The sequence below is a fragment of the Pseudomonas sp. WC2401 genome (assembly GCF_041200115.1).
GTDB classification, from domain to species: domain Bacteria; phylum Pseudomonadota; class Gammaproteobacteria; order Pseudomonadales; family Pseudomonadaceae; genus Aquipseudomonas; species Aquipseudomonas fragi.
The window spans coordinates 1,542,517-1,554,625 of the sequence record NZ_CP165623.1; the positions used below are offsets into that span (position 1 = coordinate 1,542,517).

Here is a 12,109-nt window from a genome sequence, read left to right on the forward strand (position 1 = left end):
TGTGTCTCTGATCGCTTCTGACCACTTCCGCATCGTTGTCGGCCTCGGTAAGAGCGGCATGTCCCTGGTGCGCTTCCTGGCGCAGCGGGGCGTGTCGTTTGCCGTGGCAGACACGCGGGAAAACCCGCCGGAGCTGGCCACGCTGCGCCGTGACTACCCGCAAGTGGAAGTGCGTTGTGGCGAGCTGGATGTCGACTTCCTGTGCCGCGCCGACGAGCTTTACGTGAGCCCCGGCCTGGCCCTGGCGACACCGGCCCTGCAAGCCGCAGCGGCGCGTGGCGTGAAGCTGTCGGGCGATATCGACCTGTTCGCGCGTAACGCGAAAGCACCCATCGTGGCAATCAGCGGTTCCAATGCCAAAAGCACCGTGACCACCCTGGTCGGCGAAATGGCTGCTGCAGCCGGCAAGCGCGTGGCCGTCGGTGGCAACCTCGGCACGCCGGCGCTGGACCTGCTCAGCGATGATATCGAGCTGTACGTCATGGAGCTGTCGAGCTTCCAGCTGGAGACCACCAACCAGCTGGGTGCTGAAGTGGCCACTGTGCTCAATGTCAGCGAAGACCACATGGACCGCTACAGCGGCCTGCCTGCGTACCACCTGGCCAAGCACCGGATTTTCCGTGGCGCCCGCCAGGTGGTGGTCAACCGCCAGGATGCCCTGACCCGTCCGCTGATGAGCGAAGGTCAGCCGTGCTGGACCTTCGGCCTGGGCGCGCCGGACTTCAAGGCCTTCGGCCTGCGTGAAGAAAACGGCGAAAAATACCTCGCCTTTGAATTCCAGAACCTGATGCCTGTGCGCGAGCTGAAGGTGCGTGGCGCCCACAACCAGGCCAATGCCCTGGCGGCGCTGGCGCTGGGGCATGCGGTGGGTCTGCCGTTCGACGCCATGCTCAGTAGCCTGCGCAACTTCACCGGCCTTGAGCACCGCTGTCAGTGGGTGCGCGAGCTTGACGGCGTGAGCTACTACAACGATTCAAAAGCCACCAATGTCGGTGCCGCGCTGGCTGCCATTGAAGGCCTGGGCATGGACATGGACGGCAAGCTGATCCTCATCGCCGGCGGTGACGGCAAGGGTGCCGATTTCAGCGGCCTGCATGATTCCGTGGCCAAGTACTGCCGCGCCGTGGTGCTGATGGGCCGTGATGCTGGCCTGATCGCCGACGCCCTGGGCGACGCCGTGCCGCAAGTGCGCGTCGCATCGCTGGACGAAGCCATCGCACAAAGCCGCGCCCTGGCCCAACCAGGTGATGCGGTGTTGCTGTCGCCGGCCTGCGCCAGTTTCGACATGTTCAAGAACTACGAAGAGCGCGGCCAGTTGTTCGCCCGCGCCGTGGAGGTGCTGGCATGATATTCGGCATCCTCAAGCCTTATCCTTCGCCGCTGGTCACGGGTCGTGGCATCGACCTCGACTTCCCGTTGCTGGCCGGTTGCCTGGCCTTGCTCGGCCTGGGTCTGGTGATGATCACCTCAGCATCGTCCGAAGTGGCCGCGCTGCAGTCGGGCAACACCCTGTACCACATGATCCGCCACCTGTTTTACATCGTCCTCGGCCTGGGCGCGTGCATCATGACCATGATGGTGCCGATCGCGACATGGCAACGCATGGGCTTCATGTTGCTGATCGGTGCATTCGGCTTGCTGGTGGCGGTACTGATCCCGGGCATTGGCCGTGAGGTAAACGGCTCGATGCGCTGGATCGGTTTCAGCTTCTTCAACGTGCAGCCTTCAGAAATCGCCAAGGTCTTTGTGGTGATCTACCTCGCGGGGTATCTGGTACGCCAGCAAAAGGAAGTGCGCGAAAGCTGGATGGGCTTTTTCAAGCCATTTATCGTGCTGCTGCCGATGGCCGGCCTGCTGCTGATGGAGCCTGACTTCGGTGCCACCGTGGTAATGATGGGCGCTGCGGCTGCCATGTTGTTCCTCGGCGGTGTGGGCCTGTTCCGCTTCGCCCTGATGGTGGCGCTGGCAGTGGGCGCGGTGTTTGTGCTGGTACAGGCACAACCGTACCGGATGGCGCGTTTGATCACCTTTACCGACCCCTGGTCTGACCAGTTCGGCTCCGGCTACCAGTTGACCCAGGCCCTGATCGCCTTTGGTCGCGGCGAGTGGTTTGGTGTCGGTCTGGGCAACAGCGTGCAGAAGCAGTTCTACCTGCCTGAAGCGCACACCGACTTCGTGTTCTCGGTACTGGCCGAAGAGCTGGGTGTGGTCGGCTCGCTGCTCACCGTGGCGCTGTTCGTGTTCGTATGTGTGCGCGGCATGTATATCGGCATGTGGGCCGAGCGCGCCAAACAATATTTCTCGGCTTATATGGCCTATGGCCTGTCGTTCCTGTGGATCGGCCAGTTCCTGATCAATATCGGGGTGAACGTCGGCCTGCTGCCCACCAAGGGTCTGACCCTGCCGTTCCTCAGTTATGGCGGCAGCTCGCTGGTGATTTGCTGTGTGTGTATGGGCTTGTTGCTGCGCATCGAGTGGGAGAGCCGTACCCACCTGGGCAGTGAAGAGACCGACTTTAAAGAAAGCGACTTCGCAGAGGAGCCGACCCATGGGCGCTAATGTGCTGATCATGGCGGGCGGCACCGGTGGCCACGTGTTCCCGGCGCTGGCCTGCGCACGCGAATTCCAGGCTCGCGGCTACACCGTGCACTGGCTCGGTACGCCCCGAGGCATCGAGAACGAACTGGTCGAGCCGGCCGGTTTCAAGCTGCACCTGATCAACGTGGCGGGCCTGCGTGGCAAGAGCAAGCTGTCGTTGCTCAAAGCGCCGTTCGTGCTGCTCAAGGCGCTGTTTCAGGCGCGCAAGATCATTCGCCAGCTCAAGCCGGTCTGCGTGCTCGGGTTTGGTGGCTACGTGACTGGGCCTGGCGGCCTGGCGGCGAAAACCTGTGGCGTGCCGGTGATCATTCACGAGCAGAACGCGGTCGCCGGTACGGCCAACCGTTTGCTGGTGCCGATGACCAGCCGCGTGTGCGAAGCCTTCCCGGGTACTTTTACGGCCTCGGACACGCTGCGCAGCACCGGTAACCCGGTACGCCCCGAGCTGTTTACCCTGGCACCACGCGCGCCGCTCGAAGGGCGCAAGGCGCGCCTGCTGGTGCTGGGCGGCAGCCTGGGCGCCGAGCCGCTGAACAAGTTGTTGCCTGAAGCCCTGGCCCTGGTGCCGGCGGACATTCGCCCTGAAGTGTTCCATCAGGCCGGCAAGCAACATGACCAGATCACCGCCGAGCGCTATGTCGCGGTCGGCGTCGAGGCTGACGTACAGCCTTTTATCAAGGATATGGCCCATGCCTATGGCTGGGCCGACCTGGTGGTTTGTCGCGCAGGCGCGCTGACCGTCAGTGAACTGGCTGCGGCCGGTCTGCCATCGCTGCTGGTGCCATTGCCCCACGCGATTGATGACCATCAGAGCCGTAACGCCGACTTTTTGGCACGCGAGGGCGCCGCCTTCCTGATGCCACAAGCGACAACTGGCGCAGCCGAACTGGCTGCACGCCTGACAGAGGTTTTGATGCAACCGGAACGACTCAACAGCATGGCGGCCAATGCCCGCCGCCTGGCCAAACCCGATGCGACCCGCAACGTTGTAGATATCTGCCTGGAGGTGGCCAATGGTTGAGAATCAAAAAGCTATGCCACAACCGGAAATGCGCCGCATCCGTCGCATCCACTTCGTCGGTATCGGCGGCGTGGGCATGTGCGGTATCGCCGAAGTGTTGCTCAACCTGGGCTATGAAGTCTCGGGTTCGGACCTGAATGCATCGCCGGTGACCGAGCGCCTTGAATCGTTCGGTGCGCACATCTTTATCGGCCACCGTGCCGAGAACGCCGCCAACGCCGATGTGCTGGTGGTGTCGAGTGCCGTGAACACCTCTAACCCCGAAGTGGCCAATGCCCTGGAACGTCGTATTCCAGTGGTGCCACGCGCCGAGATGTTGGCCGAGCTGATGCGCTACCGCCACGGTATCGCCGTTGCTGGTACCCACGGCAAAACCACCACCACCAGCCTCTTGGCTTCGGTGTTCGCGGCCGGTGGCCTGGACCCGACGTTCGTGATCGGTGGCCGCCTGAATGCAGCCGGTACCAATGCACAGCTGGGCACCAGCCGTTACCTGATTGCCGAAGCAGATGAGAGCGATGCCAGCTTCCTGCACCTGCAGCCGATGGTTGCGGTGGTCACCAACATTGACGCCGACCATATGGCGACCTACGAAGGCGACTTCAACAAACTGAAGAAGACCTTTGTCGAGTTCCTGCACAACCTGCCGTTCTACGGTCTGGCCGTGCTGTGCCTGGATGATCCGGTGGTGCGTGAAATCCTGCCGCTGGTCAAGCGCCCGACCGTGACCTACGGCTTCAGCGAAAACGCTGACGTGCGTGCAATCAATGTGCGCCAGCAGGGCATGCAAACCTTCTTCACCGTGTTGCGCCCGGAGCGCGAGCCGCTGGATGTGTCGGTCAACATGCCGGGCAACCACAACGTCCTCAATGCCCTGGCCACCATCTGCATTGCTTCCGATGAAGGCATCAGCGATGAAGCCATCGTTCAGGGCTTGTCGGGCTTTGAAGGTGTGGGCCGACGCTTCCAGGTTTATGGCGAGCTGCCAGTTGAGGGCGGCAGCGTGATGCTGGTCGACGACTACGGTCACCACCCGACCGAAGTCGCGGCCGTGATCAAGGCCGTGCGCGGTGGCTGGCCGGAGCGCCGCCTGGTGATGGTGTACCAGCCGCACCGTTTCAGCCGTACCCGTGACCTGTACGACGATTTCGTGCAGGTACTGGCCGACGCCAACGTCCTGCTGTTGATGGAAGTCTACCCGGCTGGCGAAGAGCCAATCCCGGGTGCCGACAGCCGCCAGCTGTGCCACAGCATCCGCCAGCGCGGTCAGCTGGACCCGATCTACATCGAGCGCGGCGTTGAGCTGGCGCCGATCGTCAAGCCGCTGCTGCGTGCTGGCGACATTCTGTTGTGCCAAGGGGCGGGCGATATCGGCCGTCTGGCACCACAACTTATCAAGAGCCCGCTGTTCGCCGGCGCTGTTGCCGCTACCAGTGAAGGAACGTTGAAATGACTGCTGCCTACGCCAATCTGTTCTCGACCATTGCCCCTGCCGATTTTGGCCGCGTGGCCGTGCTGTTCGGCGGCAAAAGCGCTGAGCGTGAAGTCTCGCTGAAGTCAGGCAACGCCGTGCTGGGCGCGTTGCAAAGCGCAGGTGTGGATGCGTTCGGCATTGACGTGGGTGATGACTTCATCACCCGCATCACCAGCGAAAAAATCGACCGTGCATTTATCATCCTGCACGGCCGTGGCGGCGAAGACGGCAGCATGCAAGGCCTGCTGGAATGCCTGGGCATCCCCTACACCGGCAGCGGCATCCTCGCTTCGGCGCTGGCCATGGACAAGTTGCGCACCAAACAGGTGTGGCACAGCCTGGGTATTCCAACGCCACGTCACGCGGTGCTGAGCAGCGAAGCCGATTGTATTTCTGCGGCCAAGGAACTGAGCTTCCCTTTGATCGTCAAACCGGCTCATGAAGGTTCAAGTATCGGTATGGCCAAAGTGAGTAACGTGGACGAGTTGATCGTCGCGTGGGCCGATGCCAGCAAGTACGACTCGCAAGTGTTGGTTGAGCAATGGATCACCGGTCCCGAGTTCACCATCGCCACCCTGCGTGACCAGGTATTGCCGCCGATTGCCCTGGGTACGCCCCACAGCTTTTACGACTACGACGCCAAGTACGTGGCCAACGATACCCAGTATCGGATCCCGTGCGGCCTCGACAGTGCCAAGGAACAGGAGCTCATGGACCTCACGGCGAAAGCCTGCGAGGCGATCGGCATTGCCGGTTGGGGCCGTCTGGACGTGATGCAGGACACCGCAGGCCAGTTCTGGCTGCTGGAAGTCAACACCGCGCCGGGCATGACCGATCACAGCCTGGTGCCGATGGCGGCCAAGGCGGCGGGTCTGGATTTCCAACAGCTGGTGCTGTCGATTCTGGCGGCCAGTTTAGAGGCGCGGGGTTAAGTCCATGCAAGGTGCATCGCTTCGTCATCAACCACCTGCTCCCGGCCGCAAGCCGGTGCCGCGTGGCGCCAGCCGGATGGTGGCGAAAGAACCGATGTCGGTGCGTTTGCCAAAAGCCAATTTCGGCTTTTTGAAAGCTCTGTTCTGGCCGGTGCTGTTGGTGGCACTGGGGTATGGCACCTACGAAGGTGCGCAGCGTTTGATGCCGTATGCGGATCGGCCGATCACCAATGTCAATGTGCAGGGTGACTTGACCTATATCAGCCAGCAAGCCGTGCAACAGCGTATTGCTCCTTATGTGGGAGCGAGCTTCTTCACGGTGGACCTGGCTGGCATGCGCACCGAGCTTGAGCAGATGCCCTGGATCGCCCACGCCGAAGTACGCCGTGTGTGGCCCGATCAGGTGGTGATCCGTCTTGAGGAGCAACTGCCGGTGGCGCGCTGGGGTGATGAAGCCCTGCTCAACAACCAGGGCCAGGCGTTCACCCCGCGTGAGCTGGCCAACTACGAACACTTGCCGCAGCTGTTTGGTCCACAACGGGCCCAGCAGCAGGTGATGCAGCAGTATCAGGTGTTGAGCCAGATGCTGCGTCCGATGGGCTTTTCCATAGTCCGGCTGGAATTGCGTGAGCGCGGCAGCTGGTTCCTGACCACCGGAGCCGGCAGTGCAGGGCCTGGGATCGAGCTGCTGTTGGGGCGCGATCACCTGGTAGAAAAAATGCGTCGCTTCATAGCCATCTATGAAAAAACGCTGAAAGAACAGATTACAAACATAGCGCGCATCGATTTGCGTTATGCCAACGGATTGGCCGTCGGCTGGCGGGAACCTGTGGCACCCACGATAGCCCAACCCGCTGTCGCGAAGAATTAAGAAGAGGCAGGACCCATGGCAAACGTGCAAAGCGGAAAAATGATCGTCGGTCTCGATATCGGCACCTCCAAGGTGGTGGCGCTGGTGGGCGAGGTCGGTGAAGACGGTACGATCGAAATCGTCGGTATTGGCACGCATCCGTCCCGGGGCCTGAAGAAAGGCGTGGTGGTGAACATCGAGTCCACCGTGCAATCGATCCAGCGCGCTATCGAAGAAGCGCAGCTGATGGCCGGTTGCCGGATTCACTCGGCGTTTGTCGGCGTGGCCGGCAACCACATCCGCAGCCTGAATTCCCACGGCATCGTGGCGATTCGTGATCGTGAAGTCAGCACCGCCGACCTTGAGCGCGTGCTCGACGCGGCTCAGGCTGTTGCGATCCCGGCTGACCAGCGTGTGCTGCACACCCTGGCCCAGGACTATGTAATCGACAACCAGGAAGGCGTGCGTGAGCCACTGGGCATGTCGGGCGTGCGTCTGGAAGCCAAGGTCCACGTTGTGACCTGCGCCGTGAATGCTGCCCAGAACATCGAGAAGTGCGTGCGCCGCTGTGGCCTTGAGGTGGACGACATCATCCTCGAGCAACTGGCGTCGGCCTACTCGGTGCTGACCGATGACGAAAAAGAACTGGGCGTGTGCCTGGTGGATATCGGCGGCGGTACCACCGACATCGCGATCTTCACCGAAGGCGCGATTCGCCACACGGCGGTGATCCCGATTGCGGGTGACCAGGTGACCAACGACATCGCGATGGCGCTGCGTACACCGACCCAATATGCCGAAGAAATCAAGATTCGTTACGCCTGTGCACTGGCCAAGCTGGCTGGCGCCGGCGAAACCATCAAGGTGCCAAGCGTGGGCGATCGTCCACCACGTGAACTGTCCCGTCAGGCCCTGGCCGAAGTGGTCGAGCCGCGTTACGACGAGCTGTTCACCCTGATTCAGGCCGAGCTGCGTCGCAGCGGTTACGAAGACCTGATCCCGGCGGGCATCGTGTTGACCGGTGGTACTTCAAAGATGGAAGGCGCGGTCGAACTGGCCGAAGAGATCTTCCACATGCCGGTGCGTCTGGGCGTGCCGCACAGCTTCAAGGGCTTGACCGACGTTGTGCGCAATCCGATTTACTCCACCGCTGTGGGCTTGTTGCTGTACGGGCTGCAAAAGCAGTCAGACGGTATCTCCATATCGGGTATCAGCAACCGCGACAACTACAGCAGTGACGAACAAAAAGCCCCTGTGCTTGAGCGCCTCAAGCGCTGGGTGCAGGGCAACTTTTAAAGCTTGAGCTGTAAACAGATTCAAAGCAGTAGAAGTAGGCGAAAAAAACTAGAGAACTGAAAGGAGAGGGACCATGTTCGAACTCGTAGACAACATCCCGCAAAGCCCGGTAATTAAAGTTATCGGTGTTGGTGGTGGCGGTGGCAATGCTGTTAACCACATGGTTAAGAGCAACATCGAAGGCGTGGAATTCATCTGCGCCAACACTGACGCACAAGCGCTCAAAAGCATTGGTGCGCGGACCATCCTGCAACTGGGCACTGGCGTGACCAAGGGCCTGGGTGCCGGCGCGAACCCTGAGGTCGGTCGTCAGGCTGCCCTGGAAGACCGCGAGCGCATCGCTGAAGTGTTGCAGGGCACCAACATGGTGTTCATCACCACGGGCATGGGCGGTGGTACCGGTACCGGTGCTGCGCCGATCATTGCTGAAGTGGCCAAGGAAATGGGCATCCTCACCGTTGCGGTGGTGACCCGTCCGTTCCCGTTCGAAGGTCGCAAGCGCATGCAGATCGCTGACGAAGGTATTCGTCTGCTGTCCGAAAGCGTCGATTCGTTGATCACGATTCCGAACGAAAAACTGCTCACCATCCTGGGTAAAGACGCGAGCCTGCTGTCTGCGTTCGCCAAGGCCGATGACGTACTGGCCGGTGCCGTTCGCGGTATCTCCGACATCATCAAGCGTCCGGGCATGATCAACGTCGACTTTGCCGACGTGCGCACCGTGATGAGCGAAATGGGCATGGCGATGATGGGCACTGGCTGCGCCAGCGGTCCGAACCGTGCTCGCGAAGCGACCGAAGCGGCCATCCGCAACCCGTTGCTCGAAGACGTGAACCTGGAAGGCGCTCGCGGCATCCTGGTGAACATCACCGCCGGCCCTGACCTGTCCCTGGGTGAGTACTCCGACGTGGGTAGCATCATCGAAGCCTTCGCTTCGGAGCACGCGATGGTTAAAGTCGGTACTGTTATCGACCCGGACATGCGCGACGAGCTGCATGTCACCGTGGTTGCTACTGGTCTGGGTGCAAAAATCGAGAAGCCGGTCAAGGTTGTCGACAACACCCTGCAAGCTTCCTACGCAGCTTCTTCGGCACACAGCGCCCCTGTTCGTCAGGAAGCGCGTACCGAGCGTCAGGAACAACCGGTGGTCAACTACCGTGATCTGGACCGCCCGACTGTGATGCGTAATCAGGCCCAGCAAGGCGCGACGACCGCTGCCAAGCTCAACCCGCAAGACGATCTGGATTACCTGGACATCCCGGCTTTCCTGCGTCGTCAGGCTGATTAATGAAATCAATCAGGGGGATTAAGGTGATTGGTATTCAGCAAAGGCTCGGTCTGCTATTATCGCCAGCCTTTGTTGATACCAGTTCGCAATTTGCGCTGAAGCGGCCAATGCCATGATTAAACAACGCACCCTGAAAAATATTATCCGTGCCACAGGTGTCGGCCTGCACTCCGGTGAGAAGGTCTACCTGACCCTCAAGCCTGCGCCTGTGGACACCGGCATCGTGTTTTGTCGTGCAGACCTTGACCCTGTTGTGCAGATCCCTGCGCGCGCGGAAAACGTCGGCGAGACAACGATGTCGACCACGTTGGTCAACGGCGACGTAAAAGTAGACACGGTAGAGCACCTGCTCTCGGCCATGGCTGGCCTGGGGATCGATAACGCCTACGTCGAACTCTCCGCGTCTGAAGTCCCGATTATGGACGGTAGCGCCGGACCTTTCGTGTTCTTGATTCAATCTGCCGGCCTGGAAGAACAGGACGCGCCGAAGAAGTTCATCCGCATCCTGCGTGAAGTGACAGTGGAAGATGGCGACAAGCGCGCCACTTTCGTCCCTTTCGAAGGGTTCAAAGTGAGCTTCGAGATCGATTTCGATCACCCGGTTTTCCGTAACCGCACCCAAAGTGCAACCGTGGATTTTTCCAGCACTTCGTTTGTAAAAGAAGTCAGCCGCGCACGCACCTTTGGTTTTATGAGTGATATCGAGTACCTGCGCAAGCACAACCTCGCACTCGGCGGTAGCGTGGAAAACGCCATCGTGGTCGACGCGGATGGTGTACTGAACGAAGACGGCCTTCGCTATGAAGACGAATTCGTGAAGCACAAGATCCTCGACGCAATTGGCGACCTTTACCTGTTGGGCAATAGCCTGATCGGTGAATTCAAGGGCTTCAAGTCTGGCCATGCTCTGAACAACCAGCTGATTCGCAAGCTGCTTGAAGAGACTGATGCATGGGAAGTCGTGACCTTTGAAGATGCCAGCACTGCACCGATTTCGTACATGCGTCCGGTTGCGGCAGTTTAAGTAAAACTTCTTTCTCTAGTTTTTGAAGGCCACCCTCGGGTGGCCTTTTTTTATGGCGCGGGTTTGGGTATCAGGGCATTGACCCCGGTTTCATTGATGTCCATGACCCGGTTGCGCCCGCGTTTTTTCGCCTGGTAGAGCGCCTTGTCGGCGGTTCTGAGCAGTTGCTCCTGATCGTCACCGGGTTTGGCGTAGCGGGTGCAGGCACCCAGGCTGATGGTCAGTTTCGGGGTGTCGGGGTTGGCGGGCTCCATCTGCTCGACCGCGACGCGAATTTTCTCGGCGAGCAGGCGCGTGCCCGCCGCGTCGGTTTCGGTCAGCACCACTGCAAACTCTTCACCGCCATAGCGCGCCGCCAGGTCTGCCGGGCGGCGCACATTGGCCTTGATGGTCTGTGCAACCTGGCGCAGGGCTTCATCCCCGGCCTGGTGGCCGTAGTTGTCATTGAAGGCCTTGAAGTGGTCGATATCGATCATGATCAGTGACAGCGGCGCCCCCGAGCGCTGTGCGCGGCGCCATTCCAGATCCAGGGTCTTGTCCAGCATGCGTCGGTTGGCCAGCCCGGTCAGCGGGTCGGTGGCGGCCAGGGCGGCGAGTTCGCCTTCGGCGCGCAGGCGCAGGCGCAGTTCGCGCACCAGCAGCCAGGTCAGCCACAGCAAGCCCAGGCACAGCAGCAGGGTTGCGCTGCCGATCAACAGGGCGGTGTGCCGCCAGTTGCTGAAAATATGCTCGGTGGACAAGGCCACCACCACCAGCAGCGGCAGCTCGCTGACCTGGGCAAAGTTGTACAGGCGCTGCAGGTGATAGATGCCGGATACGGCGGTAAAGCTGCCGTAGCGCTCGGTTAAAAAGCGCAGGAAGATCGGCGTGTGCCCCAGGTCCTGGCCGGTATAGAACATGGTGGTGGCCGGGTACTGGACCAGCATGATGCCTTCGGTGCTGACCAGGCTGATATTGCCGGTAGGTCCCAGGTCCAGGCCGCGAAACAGGTTGTGAAAGTAACTCAGCTTCATCAGGGCCACGGCGACGCCGCCAAACTTGCCGTCGGGGGCGGTGATCCTGCGGCTGAGCACCAGGGTCCAGTCATTGGGGGTGTCGCTGGCAGGCAGGGGGCGGCTGATAAAGATGCCTTCGCTTTGCGCCTTGAGGTGAACCTTGAACCAGGGCTGCTGGCGAGCGTTGTCGAGCAGGGGCACGACCGGGCGTGAGCCGGCAATCACCTTGCCTTCGGCATCCAGCACAAAAAAGCCGGCATTGGGCGGCGCCTCGGCGGCTCTGTCGAACAGCAAGGGCTGTTGCGTCTGCGGCGAAAGCGAGGCCAGCGCCTGGCTTTGCACCAGGCTGACCAGGCTGTTGAGCGCTGAATCATAGGTGGACAGGGTATTGCGGATATCACGGCTGATCAGTTGCACGATATTCAACGCAGAGCGCGCCGCATCATCTTCGGTATTGCGATACTCCCTGACCAGCAGGTAGCCGACGATGCTCAGGATCGTGACCACCGACAAGGCGCTGGCCCAGACCAGCATGCGGCGGGTGATAACCGGTGTGCGCAGATGATATTTAATGGCTTGACCCTCTGAAGAAAAAACCATGCACAACGGGCCTTTCATTCAAGGCGGATAC

The 12,109-nt window shown here is 60.8% G+C and carries 10 protein-coding genes; 9 read left to right on the top strand and 1 reads right to left on the bottom strand.

Annotation, left to right across the window (positions count from 1 at the left end; all coding sequences use genetic code 11):
* The first annotated feature begins 1 nt into the window (after window position 1).
* The 9 genes from murD to lpxC all read left to right on the top strand — a co-directional run bounded on the left by murD (window position 2) and on the right by lpxC (window position 10,483).
* Window positions 2-1,348 (top strand): UDP-N-acetylmuramoyl-L-alanine--D-glutamate ligase, encoded by a 1,347-nt coding sequence (gene murD, locus AB3G35_RS07075; RefSeq protein ID WP_106116755.1) that lies wholly within the window; start codon window positions 2-4, stop codon window positions 1,346-1,348.
* On the top strand, window positions 1,345-2,559 hold the full coding sequence (ftsW, locus tag AB3G35_RS07080; protein WP_016779528.1) for a putative lipid II flippase FtsW: 1,215 nt from the start codon (window positions 1,345-1,347) through the stop codon (window positions 2,557-2,559). The genes murD and ftsW overlap by 4 nt, the downstream gene beginning before the upstream one ends.
* A complete protein-coding gene (gene murG, locus AB3G35_RS07085; RefSeq protein WP_106116754.1) occupies window positions 2,549-3,619 on the top strand; it encodes an undecaprenyldiphospho-muramoylpentapeptide beta-N-acetylglucosaminyltransferase in 1,071 nt (356 codons plus the stop codon). Before ftsW ends, murG begins: the two co-directional genes overlap by 11 nt.
* On the top strand, window positions 3,612-5,072 hold the full coding sequence (murC, locus tag AB3G35_RS07090) for a UDP-N-acetylmuramate--L-alanine ligase (protein ID WP_016779530.1): 1,461 nt from the start codon (window positions 3,612-3,614) through the stop codon (window positions 5,070-5,072). Before murG ends, murC begins: the two co-directional genes overlap by 8 nt.
* Window positions 5,069-6,025 (top strand): D-alanine--D-alanine ligase, encoded by a 957-nt coding sequence (locus AB3G35_RS07095; RefSeq protein WP_088379010.1) that lies wholly within the window; start codon window positions 5,069-5,071, stop codon window positions 6,023-6,025. Before murC ends, AB3G35_RS07095 begins: the two co-directional genes overlap by 4 nt.
* Window positions 6,026-6,029: 4 nt before the next feature.
* Window positions 6,030-6,896 (top strand): cell division protein FtsQ/DivIB, encoded by an 867-nt coding sequence (locus AB3G35_RS07100; protein WP_029611245.1) that lies wholly within the window; start codon window positions 6,030-6,032, stop codon window positions 6,894-6,896.
* A 15-nt stretch (window positions 6,897-6,911) separates the two neighbouring features.
* On the top strand, window positions 6,912-8,171 hold the full coding sequence (gene ftsA, locus AB3G35_RS07105) for a cell division protein FtsA (RefSeq protein WP_016779533.1): 1,260 nt from the start codon (window positions 6,912-6,914) through the stop codon (window positions 8,169-8,171).
* A gap of 73 nt (window positions 8,172-8,244) precedes the next feature.
* Entirely contained in the window at window positions 8,245-9,459 is a 1,215-nt protein-coding gene (gene ftsZ / locus AB3G35_RS07110) for a cell division protein FtsZ (RefSeq protein ID WP_016779534.1), read from the top strand.
* 112 nt (window positions 9,460-9,571) lie between these two features.
* The gene (lpxC, locus tag AB3G35_RS07115) at window positions 9,572-10,483 is read left to right on the top strand and encodes a UDP-3-O-acyl-N-acetylglucosamine deacetylase (protein ID WP_016779535.1); all 912 of its coding nucleotides are present in this window, start codon (window positions 9,572-9,574) and stop codon (window positions 10,481-10,483) included.
* Between the two features lie 50 nt (window positions 10,484-10,533).
* Here lpxC and AB3G35_RS07120 read toward each other — a convergent pair whose 3' ends face one another.
* Window positions 10,534-12,012 carry a sensor domain-containing diguanylate cyclase gene (locus tag AB3G35_RS07120; protein WP_369782730.1) on the bottom strand — a complete coding sequence of 493 codons (1,479 nt, stop codon included), beginning with the start codon at window positions 12,010-12,012 and terminating at the stop codon, window positions 10,534-10,536.
* Between the last annotated feature and the right edge of the window lie 97 nt (window positions 12,013-12,109).